The 16,489-nt window shown below is 66.7% G+C and carries 10 protein-coding genes; 9 read left to right on the forward strand and 1 reads right to left on the reverse strand.

Translation table 11 applies throughout. The features are described 5' to 3' along the window. Window positions 1–80: 80 nt before the first annotated feature. Window positions 81–1,196, reverse strand: coding sequence for an acyltransferase (locus tag D0T21_RS23480; protein ID WP_116992933.1), 1,116 nt, complete (start codon window positions 1,194–1,196; stop codon window positions 81–83). On the opposite strand from D0T21_RS23480, the gene D0T21_RS23485 reads away from it, so the two are divergent. The 9 genes from D0T21_RS23485 to D0T21_RS23525 all read left to right on the forward strand — a co-directional run bounded on the left by D0T21_RS23485 (window position 1,195) and on the right by D0T21_RS23525 (window position 16,483). Then, complete coding sequence (locus D0T21_RS23485) at window positions 1,195–1,953, forward strand: 3-hydroxyacyl-CoA dehydrogenase (protein ID WP_116992934.1); 759 nt, start codon at window positions 1,195–1,197, stop codon at window positions 1,951–1,953. The two genes, D0T21_RS23480 and D0T21_RS23485, sit on opposite strands and share 2 nt — an antisense overlap. Before the next feature lie 81 nt (window positions 1,954–2,034). Beyond that, a complete protein-coding gene (ggt, locus tag D0T21_RS23490; protein ID WP_116992935.1) occupies window positions 2,035–3,825 on the forward strand; it encodes a gamma-glutamyltransferase in 1,791 nt (596 codons plus the stop codon). Between the two features lie 70 nt (window positions 3,826–3,895). Next, the gene (locus D0T21_RS23495; protein WP_116992936.1) at window positions 3,896–5,068 is read left to right on the forward strand and encodes a patatin-like phospholipase family protein; all 1,173 of its coding nucleotides are present in this window, start codon (window positions 3,896–3,898) and stop codon (window positions 5,066–5,068) included. Window positions 5,069–5,110: 42 nt separating this feature from the next. Continuing rightward, window positions 5,111–10,066, forward strand: coding sequence for a two-component regulator propeller domain-containing protein (locus tag D0T21_RS23500; protein WP_229211614.1), 4,956 nt, complete (start codon window positions 5,111–5,113; stop codon window positions 10,064–10,066). A gap of 125 nt (window positions 10,067–10,191) precedes the next feature. Beyond that, the gene (locus tag D0T21_RS23505; protein ID WP_116992937.1) at window positions 10,192–10,908 is read left to right on the forward strand and encodes a response regulator; all 717 of its coding nucleotides are present in this window, start codon (window positions 10,192–10,194) and stop codon (window positions 10,906–10,908) included. 90 nt (window positions 10,909–10,998) lie between these two features. After that, a complete protein-coding gene (locus tag D0T21_RS23510) occupies window positions 10,999–12,648 on the forward strand; it encodes an AMP-binding protein (RefSeq protein WP_116992938.1) in 1,650 nt (549 codons plus the stop codon). A gap of 10 nt (window positions 12,649–12,658) precedes the next feature. Next, a complete protein-coding gene (locus tag D0T21_RS23515; RefSeq protein WP_116992939.1) occupies window positions 12,659–15,031 on the forward strand; it encodes a bifunctional salicylyl-CoA 5-hydroxylase/oxidoreductase in 2,373 nt (790 codons plus the stop codon). A gap of 4 nt (window positions 15,032–15,035) precedes the next feature. Next, on the forward strand, window positions 15,036–15,935 hold the full coding sequence (locus tag D0T21_RS23520; protein ID WP_229211615.1) for an SDR family NAD(P)-dependent oxidoreductase: 900 nt from the start codon (window positions 15,036–15,038) through the stop codon (window positions 15,933–15,935). Between the two features lie 14 nt (window positions 15,936–15,949). After that, a complete protein-coding gene (locus D0T21_RS23525) occupies window positions 15,950–16,483 on the forward strand; it encodes a MarR family winged helix-turn-helix transcriptional regulator (RefSeq protein ID WP_116993071.1) in 534 nt (177 codons plus the stop codon). The last annotated feature ends 6 nt before the right edge of the window (window positions 16,484–16,489 follow it).

Here is a 16,489-nt window from a genome sequence, read left to right on the forward strand (position 1 = left end):
AGCCTTGCGCGCCTTGAAGCCGTCACGACCGACGGTTTCCGACACGACTTTTTCTTTTTGCGGCTCTCCCTGGGGCGGGGCTAAGCGCACACGGTCGCTTGACGCGGCAGGACTTTTGACGACACCCAATTTCCGACCCGGTTGAGGCCAACGGCCACGGCAACGATGGCCATGGTCGAGATAAGCAGGTCCAGCAGGGTGTTGCGGGTGGGGTGCATAAACAGGTAAGTGTGTATCAAGAAGATTTCGAGGAGATAGTCCTCGAGTTTTGCGAGCCGCGAAAAGCCGTGCCAGCGGAAGTTGACGGCGCTTGTCAGCCAAACGCTGCAGGCGATGCTGGTCATGGCGATCAGCGCGGTATTGGCTCCCTTGAACCCGGCGCGGTTTGCCACCAGCAACGCGATGCATCCGAGTCCCGCGACCACGGCCGCCTGCCAGGCGCGCGGTCGCGGTTCGTGCGCGCCATACGCCACCCCGAGCACAAATCCAAGCGATGTCAGCCAGAGTTCATGGCCGATACGGGATCTGTCTTCGAGATAAACGGCAATGATGGTTGAGCCCACCGCGACCGCCAAAGCACCTTGTTTCGACTGGCAGAGCTTGGCAAGCATGGGGTAGGCCAGGTAGAACACCAGCAACAGCGTGAAGAACCAAAGGCCGGCGCCCAGCCCGCTGCGGTTGCGGATATCCAGCCAGTTCAATACCCCCGACAATCCGAACAGATGCACCAAGGTGTGAGGGTGAAGCAGCGTCCCGCCGCGAACCATGACCACCACGGCCAGGAATCCCAGGATGACCCAGTAGCGTACGCCCAGCCGCTCCAGCTTCCTTTTCCAAAAACTGCGGATGTTGAGATCCGGCCCGTATAGGCGCGCAGTAAAGTATCCGGAGGAGTAGGCGAAGATAAACAGGCCTATCGTGACCGGTATCCACAAGATCGACGGCGAAAACCAATGGCCGAGGAGCACGGTGAATATCGCGACAACCTTGGCAACGGAAAAGTTGAGACTGACCCTGGCGTCCAGGGCTGAACTTGTATTTTTCATATCTTTCCCTCGGCAGATGCTCGCAAACGGTAGCACGCTGGGGAAAGCGGGATCTTGCGCTTTTTCCGTATCCATCGATGAAAAATTCGCTACAATTGCGAAGGTGACGTTTACGTAAACGTCAAATAAAAACGAGATAGGGACAGACATGCAAATTCAGAACAATGTATTCATCGTCACCGGCGGCGCGTCGGGCCTGGGCGCGGCTACCGCGCGCATGATCACCGAGCAGGGCGGCAAGGTCGTGCTGGCCGACGTGCAGGTGGAACCGGGCGAGGCGCTGGCCGCCGAGCTCAAGGCCGTCTTCGTCAAGTGCGACGTCACCTCGGAAGCCGACGGCAAGGCCGTGGTCGACGCCGCCGTCGCACTGGGCACGCTGCGCGGCCTGATCAACTGCGCCGGCGTGGCGCCCGCCATCAAGACCGTCGGCAAGGACGGCCCGCACCCGCTGGACATCTTCCAGCGCACCGTCAACATCAACCTGGTCGGCACCTTCAACATGGCCCGCCTGGCTGCCGACGCGATGGGCAAGACCGCCGCCACCGACAGCGGTGAACGCGGCGTGATCATCAACACCGCCTCGGTCGCAGCCTTCGACGGCCAGATCGGCCAAGCCGCCTACGCCGCCTCCAAGGCCGCCGTCGCCGGCCTGACGCTGCCGATGGCGCGCGACCTGTCGCGCAGCGCCATCCGCGTGATGACCATCGCCCCCGGCATCTTCGAAACGCCGATGTTGATGGGCATGCCGGAAGAAGTGCGCACCGCGCTGGGCAATATGGTGCCGTTCCCGCCGCGCCTGGGCCGCCCGGACGAATACGCCCACCTGGCCAAGGCCATCATCGAGAACACCATGCTGAACGGCGAAACCATCCGCCTGGACGGCGCCATCCGCATGCAGCCGAAGTAAACGGTTTACTCGATTTCGTGTAGGATGCCAGAGTGATCGGGCGCGCGGCCCTGGCCGCGCGCCTCTTATTTTGGAGAGTCCATGTTCCGTATGAAGCCTTTGGCGCTGAGCTTTGCGCTGTCCCTTCCGCTGCTGGCCGCGCTGCACGCGCCAGCCTACGCACAACGCACCGGCGCCGACGTGGCGCCCGAAATCGCCACCGGCTACGCCGAAAAAGTCGGCAAGTCCGCGCAAAAATTCATGGTGGCGGCGGCCAATCCGCTGGCCACCCAGGCCGGCTACCAGATGCTCAAGCAGGGCGGCAGCGCGATCGACGCCGCCATCGCCACCCAGTTGGTGCTGACCCTGGTCGAACCGCAATCGTCCGGTATCGGCGGCGGCTCCTTCCTGCTGTACTCCGACGGCAAGCGCGTGCAATCCTACGACGGCCGCGAAACCGCGCCCGCCTCGGCGGATGAACACCTGTTCCAGGACAAGGACGGCAAGGCCGTCTCGCGCGAAATCGGCGTGATCGGCGGCCGTTCGGTCGGCGCCCCCGGCGTGCTGCGCATGCTGGAGCTGGCCCACAAGGAGCACGGCAAGCTGGCGTGGAAAGCGCTGTTCGCGCCGGCCATCAAGCTGGCTGAAGACGGCTTCAATGTCAGCCCACGCCTGAACGCGCTGCTCAGCTACGACCGCTACCTGGCGCGTGACCCGGTCGCCAAGGCCTACTTCTTCGGCGAAGACGGCAAGCCGCGTCCGGTCGGCTACCTGCTGAAGAATCCCGAACTGGCGCGCACGCTGCGCGAGATCGCCGACGGCGGCGCCAACGCCTTCTACCAGGGCCGCATCGCCCGCGACATCGCCGCCAAGGTGGCCGCGCATCCGACCAATCCCGGCAAGCTGACCGCCGCCGACATCGCCGGCTACCAGGCCAAGGAGCGCACACCGGTCTGCAGCGACTACAAGGCGTGGACCGTGTGCGGCGCGCCGCCGCCTTCGTCCGGCGGCATCGCCATCGCGCAGATGCTGGGCATCCTGGAAGTGAAGGACATCAGCCCGTACAAACCGGTCAACGGCGCGCTGACGGCCGAAGGCATCCACCTGTTCACCGAGGCCGGCCGCCTGGCCTACGCGGACCGCAATCGCTACGCCGCCGACACCGATTTCGTGCCGCTGCCCGGCAAGGGCGTGGCCGCGCTGCTGGACAAGGGCTACCTGAAGCAGCGCGCGTCGCTGATCGGCGAGAAGTCCATGGGCCGCGCCAACTACGGCGTGCCTGCCACCATGCAGGTCGCGTGGGGCGCCGACACCGCCATCGACAAGCCATCCACCTCGCACCTGGTGGCGGTGGACGCATTCGGCGGCGGCCTGTCGATGACCACCTCGGTGGAAGACGCCTTCGGCGCGCGCCAGATGGTCGACGGCTTCATGCTGAACAACCAGCTGACCGACTTCTCCTTCGATTCGCAGGACGAAAACGGCCCGATCGCCAACCGCGTGCAGGCCGGCAAACGCCCGCGCAGCGCCATGTCGCCGACGCTGGTGTTCGACAAGGGCACGCACAAGCTGGTGCTGGCCACCGGCTCGCCGGGCGGCTCGACCATCATCAACTACGTGGCCAAGGTGCTGGTCGGCACGCTGGACTGGAAGCTCGACGTGCAGCAGGCCATCAGCCTGTCCAACTTCGGCAGCCGCAACGGGCCGACCGAACTGGAAGCGGGGCGGGTCAGCCCGGCGGTGGTCGAACAGCTCAAGGCGCGCGGCCACCAGGTGCGCGAGTTCGAGCTCAACTCCGGCTTGCAGGGCATCCAGCGGCGCACCGTCAACGGCAAGGAAGAGTGGTTCGGCGGCGCCGACCCCCGTCGCGAAGGTGTCGTATTAGGCGATTAATGGCCGAATAATGCCTTCAAACTGCGGCCAAACGCTGCCCAAACCCGGCAGACCCTGCTAATCTTGTCGCATGGGAATTCAAAAGAAAACAGGGTTGATCCTGACGGGCGGCGGCGCCCGCGCCGCCTACCAGGTGGGCGTGTTGCAGGCGATTTCGGAGATACTGTGGGAAGCGGGCTGGCCGCCTGCGCGCAATCCGTTCGACATCATCTGCGGCACCTCGGCCGGCGCCATCAACGCCACCGCGCTGGCCTGCCGCGCCGATAACTTCGGCGAGGGCGTGCAGAAGCTGCTCGACGTTTGGCAGAACATCGAGGTCGAACAGGTCTACCGCGCCGATTCGCTGGGCGTGATCCGTTCCGGCGCGCGCTGGCTGTCGCTGCTGTCGTTCGGCTGGCTGCTGCGCAAATGGCGCGCCGCGCCGCCCGCCTCGCTGCTGGACAACACACCGCTGGTCGGCCTGCTGCACCGCATGCTGGACCTGCCGCGCCTGGACGCGGTGCTGTCCGAAGGCCTGCTGCATGCGCTGGCCGTCACCGCCTCGTCCTACACCGCCGGCAACCACCTGACCTTTTACCAGACCGCCGCCGACATCGCGCCTTGGATACGCATGCAGCGCGTGGCCCTGCAGGACCAGATCGGCGTCGAGCACTTGCTGGCGTCGTCGGCGATCCCGTTCATCTTCCCGGCCACGCCGCTGTTCATGGGCGGCCACCGCGAATACTGCGGCGACGGTTCTATGCGCCAGCTGGCGCCGATCTCGCCGGCCATCCACCTCGGCGCCAGCAAGGTGCTGGTGGTCGGCGCCGGACGCCTGACCGAACCGGCCCGCAGCGCCGCCGAAAAGAGCGCGGCGCGCTATCCCAGCCTGGCGCAGATCGCCGGCCACGCCATGTCGTCGATCTTCCTCGACAGCCTGGCGGTCGACATCGAGCGGCTGGAACGCATCAACAAGACCTTGTCCATGCTGCCGCCGGAGCTGCTGGAGAAGACGCCGCTCAAGCCGGTCCAGCTGCTGGTGATCGCGCCGTCCGAGCGGCTCGACGATATCGCCAGCCGCCACATCGCCAGTTTGCCGGCGCCGATACGCACCATGCTGTCGGGGATAGGGGCCACCGAAACCCGTGGCGCAGCACTCGCGTCGTACCTATTGTTCGAATCGACATATACTTGCGAGTTGATCCGCCTCGGACAGCGCGACACGCAAGCGCGCAAGGACGATGTGCTGGCCTTCTTCGGATAAACGGGGCTTCCCTTGCTGTTTTTAATACGCCTCTGTAGCCGTTTGCTGCTGCCCGTCCTGCTGTTGTGGGGCCTGGGCGCGGCCGCTGCATGGGCGGGGGCGCCGCCGCGCACGCTGCGCTTCGAGCAGCTCAGCGTCGAACACGGGCTGGCGCAGGAATCGGTGCTGGCCATCGCCCAGGACAAGCAGGGCTTCGTCTGGCTCGGCACCCAGGCCGGCCTGACCCGCTTCGACGGCTACCGCACCATCACCTACAAGAGCGCCGTCTCCGATCCACGCAGCCTGGCCGACAACTGGGTGCGCGTGCTGCACCTGGACCGCAGCGGCCAGCTGTGGGTGGGTACCGACGGCGGCCTGGATCGCTACGACGCCGCCACCAAGAGCTTCACCCACTTCCTGCCGCACGAATCGCCGCAGCGCGGCAACGGCAACCGCCACGTGCGCGCCATCGCCGACGACGGCCAGGGCGGCCTGTGGCTGGCCAGCGCCGACGGCCTGCATCACTTCGACCCGGCCAGCCAGCGCTTCACCAGCTGGCACCACGATCCGGCCGATGCCGGCAGCCTGGCCAACGACCAGGTCAACGCGCTGGCGCGCGACGCCGCCGGCCGCCTGTGGGTGGCCACCGCTACCGGCCTCGATATGCTGGCGCCGGGCGACTCGCGCTTCCAGCACTTCACCATCGACGCCAGCGGCGACAGCAAGTACAACGCGGTGCTGGCGCTGCAGGTGGACAGCGCGCAGACGCTGTGGGTGGGCACGCTGGGCGGCCTGGAACAATGGCGCCTGCTGGGCAAGGAGCCGCAGCGCCGCCGCCTCGGCCCGCGCGAAGGCATGAAGCCGGGCATGAGCGTCACCACGCTGTACGTCGACGCCGAAACCAACGTCTGGGTCGGCACCCAGGCCGACGGCCTGCTGCGCTGGCTGCCGTCGGAGAACCGGCTGGTGCAGTATATGCACCAGTTCAGCGACAGCCACAGCGTGGCGGACAACCAGATCTCGGCGCTGTTCCGCGACCGCGTCGGCACCTTCTGGGTCGGCACCTGGAACGACGGCGCCAGCCGGGTGGACCTGGGCAGCGGCGGCTTCGCCCGCATCGTGCGCCAGGCCGACATCCCGAACACGCTGTCGGACAACAAGGTGCGCGCCATCGTCGCCGAGGCGCGCGGCCAGCTGTGGCTGGGCAGCAGCGGCGGCCTGAATCTGTACGATCCGGTCAGCGGCGAGGGCAAGGTGTGGCGCCACGATCCGCAGCGCGCCAACAGCTTGAGCGACGACCAGGTCACCGCGCTGTGGCGCGAGAAGAACGGTAATATGTGGATCGGCGGTCGGGCCGGCGTCAATCACCTGAACGTGGAGAACGGCGCGATCAAGGCGCTGTCTTTCGTGCGCGGCGACCCGGCCAGCGACACCATCCGCAACATCGTCGGCGACCGTAGCGGCATCCTGTGGATCGCCTCGCGCGGCGGCCTGCACCGGCTCGACCCGCAGACCATGGAGGTACGCACCTTCCGCCACGATCCTTCCGACATCGGCAGCCTGGCCGACAACGTGGTGCGCCCGATCCTGGAAGACCGCAAGGGCCAGCTGTGGATCGGCACCTTCAACGGCCTCGATCTGCTGGACCGCAAGACCGGCAAGTTCCGCCACTTCAGGCGCGACCCGGCCGACCCATTCAGCCTCAGTCACGACGAGGTGCACTACCTGTACGAGGACGGGCGCGGCACCATCTGGGTCGGCACGGCGGCGGGCCTGAACAAGATGGAAGTGGCGGCCGACGGCGGCATCCGCTTCCGCCGCTACCTGCGCAAGGACGGCATCGCCGACGACGCCATCGCCTCCATCCTGCCCGACGACGCGGGCAACCTCTGGCTGAGCACGAACAGTGGCCTGTCGCGCCTGAACACCGGCACGGGACTGGTGCGCAACTACGGCGGCGCCGACGGCACCATCGAGGGCGCCTACTTCGACGGCGCCGCGCTGCGCACGCCGGACGGCACGCTGTACTTCGGCGGCTTCAACGGCATCACCGCGTTCGCGCCGCCGGAAGTGCGCGAGAACAGCGTGGCGCCGACCGTCGCCATCACCGATTTCCAGATCTTCAACAAGTCGCTCAAGCCGGGGCAGGGCGAACATCCCGACGTGCTGAGGGTGGCGATCGAATACACCAACGCGTTGACGCTGCTCGAGAGCGATTCCGTGTTCTCGCTGGAGTTCGCGGCGCTGCACTACGCGGCGCCGCAGCGCAACCGCTTCGCCTACCAGCTGCAGGGCTTCGACGAGGACTGGGTGGTCACCGACTCCACCAAGCGCTTCGCCACCTACACCAATCTCGATCCGGGCCAGTACACCTTCCGCGTCAAGGCCGCCAACAAGGACGGCATCTGGAACGACAGCGCCGCCACGCTGGAGATCACCATTCTGCCGCCGTTCTGGAAGACCTGGTGGTTCCGCGGCGTGATCGGCCTGGCCTTGCTGGGCGCCGCCTACGCCGCCTACGCCGCGCGCGTGCGCAGCCTGCACCACCAGCAGCAGCGGCTGGAGGAGCTGGTCGGCTCGCGCACGGCGGAAGTCGAGCAGAAGAACCTGCTGCTGCAACAGCAGAAGCAGGAGCTGGAGCAGCGCCGCCTGGAGGCGGAAGCCCAGCGCGCCGAGGCCGAGCAGCGCCGCGTCGACACCGAGCGGCAAAAGGTGGAAGTCGAGCGGCAGAAGGAAAACGTCGAACAGGCGCACCGCAACATCTCGGTGCTGAGCGAGCTGGGTCGCGAGATGAGCGCCACGCTGGACATGGAAACCTCGATGCGCACGCTGTACCGCCACGTACATCACCTGATGGACGCGCAGATATTCGGCATCGGTTTCGTGCGCGAGGAGCAGGGCGTGATCGACTTCCCGTTCGCCATCGACGCCGGCGTGCGCACCTTGCCCTACCAGCGCCGCCTGGATGAGCCCAACCAGCTGGCCGTATGGTGCCTGACGCAGCGCAAGCCGGTGTTCATCAACGACTTCCAGGCCGAGTTCCGCAACTACATGGACGAATCGGGCCTGGACACGCTGGTGCCCTGCCTGCGCGAGGACGGCCTGCCGGCGGCCGTGGCGCAATCGATGATGTATGCGCCGCTGGTGGCCAACGACAAGGTGGTCGGCCTGCTGTGCGTGCAGAGCGTCGAGAAGCACCGCTACCAGCAGGTGCACATGGACATGCTGCAAACGCTGGCATCGCACGCCGCCGCCGGCCTGGAAAACGCGCGCGCCTACCAGCAGCTGGAAGAAACGCTGCAAACCCTGCGCCAGACCCAGGCCCAGTTGCTGCAACAGGAACGCCAGGTGCGGCTGCACACCGAGGAGCTGGCGCTGGCCAACCGCGCCTTGCAGGAGAACGACGAGCGCCTGCGCCTGGCCAAGCAGAAGGCGGAAGACGCCACCCGCCAGAAATCCGAATTCCTGGCCAATATGAGCCACGAGATGCGCACCCCGCTGGCCGGCGTGATCGGCATGCTGGGCTTCGCGCTGCGCGACAGCCGGCTGGCGGTCAGCACGCGCGAGCAGATCCTGCGCGGCCAGGCCAGCGCGCAGTCGCTGCTGTCGATCATCAACGACCTGCTGGACTTCTCGAAGATCGAGGCCGGCAAGCTGACCATCGAGAACATCGACTTCTCGCTGTCGTCGGCGGTGGAGAACGTGGTCAGCCTGTTCGAGGAGCAGGCCGCCGCGCACAGCGTGCAATTCAGCCTGGAGTTCGGCGAGGGCCTGCCGCAGTTCGTCGTCGGCGATCCGACCCGGCTGCGCCAGGTGCTGGTCAACCTGGTCGGCAACGCCTTCAAGTTCACCGAGCACGGGTCGGTGCGGATGCGCGTCGAACGAGTGCCGCAGGAGGACGACGAACGGGCCCGCGCCGGTTTCAAGGGAGCGCTCAACCGCATCCGCTTCAGCGTCTCCGACACCGGCATCGGCATCGAGGCGGCGGCGATACCGCGCCTGTTCCAGCAGTTCGAGCAGGCCGACGCCTCCACCACGCGCCGCTACGGCGGCACCGGCCTGGGACTGGCGATTTGCCGCCAGCTGGTCGAGCTGATGGGCGGCGGCATCAACGCCGTCAGCACACCGGGCGAGGGCAGCACCTTCTCCTTCGAGCTGCCGCTGGCGAACGGCGTGCCGCCGCCGATGGTGCCGCACGTGCCGCGCGAGCCGCACAGCCACCAGCTCAAGGTGCTGTGCGCGGAAGACTTCCCGACCAACCAGATCATCATCCGCATGATGCTGGAAGACCTGGGTCACAAGGTCGACATCGCGGCCAACGGCGCGCTGGCGGTCAAGGCCTGCTCGCTGACGCGCTATGACCTGATCCTGATGGACGGCCGCATGCCGGAAATGGACGGCGCCAGCGCCACCCGCATGATACGGTCGGGCGGCACCGAAGCGGCGCCGGTGCGCGACCAGGAACTGATGATCATCGCGCTGACCGCCAACGCCAGCGAGGAAGACCGCAGCCGCTACCTGGCCGCCGGCATGGACGATTTCCTGACCAAGCCGATCGATGAGGACAAGCTGCACTTCCAGCTTAGCCGCGCGATCGAACGCCAGCTGCAACGGGGCTTCCAGCTGCCGCGCATGGAGCCGCGCCACAACCCGGCGCTGGGCACGCCGGAACTGGACTCGCTGTTCGGCGTGGCGCCGGCCGCCGAGGAGCCGGCCCGGCTGGCGCAGCACAGCGGCGGAAGCGATTTGAGGCTGCGCCTGCGTAGCGCCTTCCACCAGGATGCGCCGCTGCGCCTGGCGGAGCTGGAACGCGCCGTCGAGCAGAGCGACGCCGAAGTCGCCAGCCGCCTGCTGCACGGCATGAAGGGCAGCGCCGGCTATCTGGAGGAGCAGGAACTGCAGGCGCTGTGCGGGGAACTGGAGCTCGATGCGGATCATGGCAACTGGCCGCGCATTGTCGAAGCCATGCCCCAGCTGCGCGCGTTGCTGCTGCGGGCCGGCGCGGCTAGCACTTTGTAAGCTGCGGCAATTCGTATAAATCCTTATCTGTCCAGGACGTACAAGCCCGGTTTTTCATGTAATATCGTTGGAAAGTGCCGTACTGAGGTCACACTAAAGTAGTTGTTAAGGGCACAGGGAGTCTCATGAAAGTTCTGGTAGTCGACGACGATGTCGTCTCGCGCATGGTGTTGATGCACCTGATCGACAGCTGTGGCAAGTTCGATATCGTCGAAGCGGAAGACGGCGCCGACGCCTGGCAGCAGCTGGAAGCTGGCTTGCGTCCTGCGATCTGCTTCTGCGACCTGCGCATGCCGCGCCTGTCCGGCATGGAGCTGCTCCAGCGCGTGAAGGGGCATGCGGAAATCAACACCATGCCCTTCGTGCTGGTGACGTCGGCCAACGACAAGGATACCGTGCAGGAGGCCACCAATTCCGGCGCGGCCGGTTATATCGTCAAGCCATTCCAGGCCGAGCAGGTGCGCGTGCACCTGGTGGGGTTCCTCGACCAGGCGGCCAGCGGCTACGACCACCACGCCGAAGATCCCGCCACCACCATGCGCCGCCTGGGCATCAACGCCGAGCGACTATTGGTCTACCTGAGCGGCTTCCAGAACCAGCTGACCGCCGCCAGCGGCGACCTGGAGGTCTTGCTGGCCAGGGCCCAGCAGCAGGAGGCGCAGGCGCGCATCGACCGTCTGCACGCCGGTTGCGTCACGCTTGGGCTGGACGGCGCGGCCGTTGCGCTGAAGGGCTTCGATCCGGGCGGCCTGTCCAACGAGGCCGTGCAAGCGGTACTGGCCGACGTGGTGCGCGCCGTGATCCATCAATCCGGCCTGGTACGGCAGGGCGTCTCCGCCTGAGCGATAGCACTTGATGTTGAGATAGTTTAGGTTTAAAGTATCTGCTGGGCGAGCAGGGGATACCGAACGACCTTCAACTTCAGGGCGACCATGACCAGACCGACAGCCAGTTCTGCCAGCGCTTCCGTTGCCAACGGCGACAGCGCGCATACCGACCGCTTCGCGCGCGAGCACTTGCCGCCGCCGGAACAGTGGCCGGAGTTGCGCTTCGACCTGCCCGAGCTTCAATACCCGCCGCGCCTCAATTGCGTGGCGGAGCTGTTCGACGGCGCGCTGGCTGGAGGCGCCGGCGAACGCGTCGCGGTGCGCGGCGAACACCTCAGCTGGACCTATGCGCAACTGCTGGAACAGATCGACCGCATCGCCCACGTGCTGCGCGGCCCGCTGGGGCTGGAGGCAGGCAACCGCGTGCTGCTGCGCGGCGCGAACAACCCGATGATGGCGGCCTGCGTGCTGGCGGTGCTGAAGGCCGGCTGCATCGCGGTGCCGACCATGCCGCTGCTGCGCGCGCGCGAGCTGGGCGCGATCGCCGGCAAGGCCGAGATCAACGCCGTGCTGTGCGCCGACGGCCTGCGCGCGGAAATGGAAGCGGTGGATTTGCCCGCCGCCGTGCGGGCGAAGACGCTGTGGTTCGGCGGCGCCGACGGCACCTTGGAAGCATTGATGGCGCAGCAGCCGGCCAGCTTCGACGCGGTGGACACGGCGGCCGACGACGTGTGCCTGATCAGCTTCACCTCCGGCACCACGGGCATCCCCAAGGGCACGATGCATTTCCATCGCGACGTGATGGCGATCTGCGACTGCTTCCCGCGTTCGGTGCTGGCTTCGCAGCGCAGCGACGTTTTCATCGGCACGCCGCCGCTGGCCTTTACCTTCGGCCTGGGTGGCTTGTTGCTGTTCCCGCTGCGGGTCGGCGCGACCGCCGTGCTGCTGGAAAAACTGACGCCGGAAACCCTGCTCAAGGCGATCGAACAATACCGGGCCACGGTGTGCTTCACGGCGCCCACCTTCTACCGGCAAATGGCGCCGCTGGCCGACAAGTACGACATCGGCAGCCTGCTCAAGACTGTCTCCGCCGGCGAGGCGCTGCCGTTGGCGACGCGCGAGAGCTGGCGCCAGGCCACCGGGCTGGCGATGATAGACGGCATAGGCGCCACCGAGCTGCTGCACATTTTCATCTCGGCGGCGGGCGAGCAGATACGGCCCGGCGCCACCGGCAAGCCGGTGCCGGGCTACCAGGCCTGCATCCTCGACTACGACGGCAATCCGGTCGGGCCGGGCGTGATCGGCCGGCTGGCGGTGAAAGGTCCGACCGGCTGCCGCTACCTGGCGGACGAACGCCAGCGCGACTACGTGCTCAATGGCTGGAACCTGACCGGCGACGCCTACGAGATGGACGCCGACGGCTACTTCTACTACCGCTCGCGCACCGACGACATGATCATCTCGGCCGGCTACAACATCGCCGGGCCGGAAGTGGAGGACGCGCTGCTGCGCCATCCCGCCGTGGCCGAATGCGGTGTGATCGGCCGGGCGGACGAGGAGCGCGGGCAGATCGTCGAAGCGCACGTGGTGCTCAAGCCGGGCCACGAGGCTTCGCCGGAGCTGACGGCGCAGTTGCAGGAGTTCGTCAAAGGTCAGATCGCGCCGTACAAGTATCCGCGCGCGATCCGCTACCTGACCGCGCTGCCGCGCACCGAAACCGGAAAACTGCAGCGCTTCAAGCTACGTACCGAATAAAGAGAATCGCATGAATATTGTTTGCATAGGCGGCGGCCCCGCCGGCCTGTATTTCAGCCTGTTGATGAAGAAGCAGGATCCGTCCCACCAGATCACGGTGGTGGAGCGCAATCGTCCCTACGATACCTTCGGCTGGGGCGTGGTGTTCTCCGACCAGACGCTGGGCAACCTGATGAACTCCGACGAGGCGACCGCGCGCGCGATCCTGCAATCGTTCAACCACTGGGATGATATCGACGTCTTCTTCAAGGGCGAGAAGGTCACGTCCGGCGGCCACGGTTTCTGTGGCATCGGCCGTAAGCGCCTGCTCAACATCCTGCAGCAGCGCTGCGAGGAGCTGGGCGTGTCGCTGGTGTTCGAGACCGAGGTGATGGACGACCAGGAGATCGCCGCCCGCTACAACACGCAGCTGGTGATCGCGTCCGATGGCTTGAACAGCCGCACGCGTACACGTTACGCCGATAGCTACCAGCCGCAGATCGAAGCGCGCCAGTGCCGCTTCGTGTGGCTGGGTACGCGCAAGAAGTTCGACGCCTTCACCTTCGCCTTCAAACAGACGGAGCACGGCTGGTTCCAGGCGCACATCTACCAGTACGATGGCGACACCTCGACCTTCATCGTCGAGACGCCGGAATCGGTGTGGCGCGCGGCGGGGCTGGAGGACATGAGCGCCGAGCAGTCGATCGCCTATTGCGAGCAGCTGTTCGCGGAGCAGCTGGACGGGCACGAGTTGATGTCCAATTCGGCGCATCTGCGCGGCTCCGGCATGTGGATCAAGTTCCCGCGCATCGTCTGCGGCCAGTGGGTGCATTGGAATGGCGACGTGCCGGTGGTGCTGATGGGCGACGCCGCACATTCGGCGCATTACTCTATCGGCTCCGGCACCAAGCTGGCGCTGGAGGACGCGATCGAACTGGCGCGCTGCTTCGGCCAGCATAAGGATGCCAAGGCTGCGCTGGCGGCGTACCAGTCGGCGCGGGCGGTGGAAGTCATCAAGCTGCAAAGCGCGGCGCGCAACTCGATGGAATGGTTCGAGAACGTCGACCGTTACACGGCGATGGAAGCGCCGCAGTTCGCCTATTCGATGCTGACCCGCAGCCAGCGCCTGTCGCACGAGAACCTGCGCCTGCGCGATGCGGCCTATGTGGCGGACTACGAGCGCTGGTTCGCCGCCCGCGCCGGCGAGCAGGCCGGCCTGGCGCCAGCGAAGGCTGCGCCGCCGATGTTCACGCCCTTCAAGGTACGCGACGTCGTTCTGAAAAACCGCATCGTCGTCTCGCCGATGGCGCAATACAGCGCGGTGGACGGCGTCGTCGGCGACTATCACCTGGCCCATCTCGGCGCGCGCGCGCTGGGCGGCGCGGCGATGGTGTTCGCCGAAATGACCTGCGTGTCGGCCGACGCGCGCATCACGCCAGCCTGTCCCGGCATGTATGCGCCGGAGCACACGCAGGCTTGGAAGCGCATCGTCGATTTTGTCCACCAGCACAGCGACGCCAAGATCGCGCTGCAGCTGGGCCACGCCGGCGCCAAGGGTTCGACCCGCGCCATGTGGGATGGCATCGACCAGCCGCTGCCGGGCAGCCAGGACAACTGGCCGCTGGTCTCCGCCTCGCCGCAGCAGTACCTGGCCGGCGTATCGCAGACCGCGCGCGCGATGACGCTGGCCGACATGGATCGCATCGAAGCCGACTTCGTGCGCGCCACGCAGGCGGCCGATGCGGCGGGCTTCGACTGGCTGGAACTGCACTGCGCCCACGGCTACCTGCTGTCGTCCTTCATCTCGCCGCTGACGAATGAGCGCGGCGACGAATACGGCGGCAGTCTTGAAAACCGCTGCCGCTATCCGCTGCGCGTGTTCGCCGCGATGCGCGCCGCCTGGCCGCAGCACAAGCCGATGAGCGTGCGCATTTCCGCACATGACTGGGTCGAAGGCGGCATCACGCCGGACGACGCGGTGCACATCGCCCGTCTGTTCAAGGCCGCTGGCGCCGACATGATCGACTGCTCGTCGGGCCAGGTCAGCAAGCTGGAAAAGCCGGTCTACGGCCGCATGTTCCAGACGCCGTTCGCGGACCGCATCCGCAACGAGGCGGGCATAGCCGCGATCGCGGTCGGCTCGATCTTCGAGGCCGACCACGCCAACGGCATCATCGCCGCCGGCCGCGCCGACCTGTGCGCCGTCGGCCGCCCGCACCTGGCTAATCCGGCGTGGACGCTGGCGGAGGCTGCGAAGATCGGCTATTCCGCCATCGCCTGGCCCAAGCAGTATGTGCCGGCCAAGCAGCAGCTGGAACGCAATCTCGAACGCGAACGCCAGCTGGCGGCGGCCAATACCGGCCTGACGCCGCAGCAGGTTGCGGCCAAGTTGCTGGAAGGATGAACGTATGAGCGAGATAAACAAGGCCGCGGCGCGCGACGCCTATCTGGCGCCGGGTTCCGCCTCGGCCGGCAGTGCAGGGGCGGGCACGATCACGGGGGGCGGTGCAGGTGTCGGCGGCCTGCCGCTGTCAGGCAAGCATGCGCTGGTGACGGGCGGCGCGCGCGGCATTGGCGCCGCCTGCGCGCAGGCCTTGCTGCTGCGCGGCGCGCGCGTCACGCTGGCGGGCCGCGATGCGCAGGCGCTGCTGGCCGCCGTCGAATCCATGAGCGCCATCGCCCAGCCGCTGGGCGGCGCGGTCGCCATGCAGGTGCTGGACGTGACCGATGAAGCATCGGTGCGCAGCGGCTTTGCCGCCGCCGCCGCATGCTTTGGCCGCATCGACATCCTGGTCAACAACGCCGGCCAGGCCGCGCCCGCGCCGTTCGGCAAGACCGACGCCGCGCTGTGGCAGCGCATGCTGGACGTGAACCTGACCGGCACCTTCCACTGCACCCAGGCCGCGCTGCCCGGCATGCTGGAGGCGAAGTGGGGCCGCATCGTCAACGTGGCGTCGACGGCGGGGCTGGTCGGTTATCGTTATGTGTCGGCCTACGTCGCGGCCAAGCACGGCGTGATCGGCCTGACGCGCGCGCTGGCGCTGGAAGTGGCGACCAAGGGCGTGACGGTCAACGCCGTCTGCCCCGGCTACACCGAAACCGACATCGTGCGCGAGGCGGTCGCCAACATCGTCGCCAGGACCGGCCGCAGCGAGGACGAGGCGCGCGCCGAACTGGCCGCCGGCAATCCGCAGAAGCGGCTGGTGCAAAGCGAGGAAGTCGCCAGCGCCGTGGCCTGGCTTTGCCTGCCCGAAGCAGGCGCCATGAATGGACAATCCGTCGCCGTCGCCGGCGGCGAAGTAATGTGAAGTACGAGGAAACTATGCCACCATTTTCAGACAACGATAACGAACCAAACCCGGTCGATGACGACGATGCGCCGGTGCTGGACCTGGCCAGCCGCCTGACGCAGGACCATCACCAGTCGCTCAAGCTGTGGCTGCGCATGCTGTCCTGCACCGTCAGGATCGAGAACGAAATCCGCAGCCGGCTGCGCGCCAGCTTCGGCATCACCTTGCCGCGCTTCGACCTGATGGCGCAGCTGGAGCGCTATCCGCAAGGCCTGCGCATGGGCGAGCTGTCCAAGCGCATGATGGTCACCGGAGGGAACATCACCGGCATCACCGACCAGCTGGAGCAGGAGAAGCTGGTGGTGCGCGTGCCGGACCCGAAGGACGGCCGCGCCTACAGCGTCAAGCTGACGACGGCCGGCCGCAAGGCCTTCGCCACCATGGCCGCCGAACACGAAGGCTGGATCGCGGAGCTGTTGCAGGACATGTCCGGCGCCGACAAGACCCAGCTGATCGACCTGCTGTCGCAGATGAAGCAGCACCTGAACGCCTCGGACGAAAAATAAGGAACC

Origin of the sequence: Duganella sp. BJB476, from assembly GCF_003416895.1 — a bacterium.
GTDB lineage: Bacteria > Pseudomonadota > Gammaproteobacteria > Burkholderiales > Burkholderiaceae_D > Rugamonas.

What these genes read in the sequence shown, in the direction of transcription:
- D0T21_RS23485 (WP_116992934.1), top strand. Translation starts at nt 1,195, where the DNA reads ATGCAAATTCAGAACAATGTATTCATCGTCACCGGCGGCGCGTCGGGC.
- D0T21_RS23480 (WP_116992933.1), bottom strand. Translation starts at nt 1,196, where the DNA reads ATGTCTGTCCCTATCTCGTTTTTATTTGACGTTTACGTAAACGTCACC.
- ggt (WP_116992935.1), top strand. Translation starts at nt 2,035, where the DNA reads ATGTTCCGTATGAAGCCTTTGGCGCTGAGCTTTGCGCTGTCCCTTCCG.
- D0T21_RS23495 (WP_116992936.1), top strand. Translation starts at nt 3,896, where the DNA reads ATGGGAATTCAAAAGAAAACAGGGTTGATCCTGACGGGCGGCGGCGCC.
- D0T21_RS23505 (WP_116992937.1), top strand. Translation starts at nt 10,192, where the DNA reads ATGAAAGTTCTGGTAGTCGACGACGATGTCGTCTCGCGCATGGTGTTG.
- D0T21_RS23510 (WP_116992938.1), top strand. Translation starts at nt 10,999, where the DNA reads ATGACCAGACCGACAGCCAGTTCTGCCAGCGCTTCCGTTGCCAACGGC.
- D0T21_RS23515 (WP_116992939.1), top strand. Translation starts at nt 12,659, where the DNA reads ATGAATATTGTTTGCATAGGCGGCGGCCCCGCCGGCCTGTATTTCAGC.
- D0T21_RS23520 (WP_229211615.1), top strand. Translation starts at nt 15,036, where the DNA reads ATGAGCGAGATAAACAAGGCCGCGGCGCGCGACGCCTATCTGGCGCCG.
- D0T21_RS23525 (WP_116993071.1), top strand. Translation starts at nt 15,950, where the DNA reads ATGCCACCATTTTCAGACAACGATAACGAACCAAACCCGGTCGATGAC.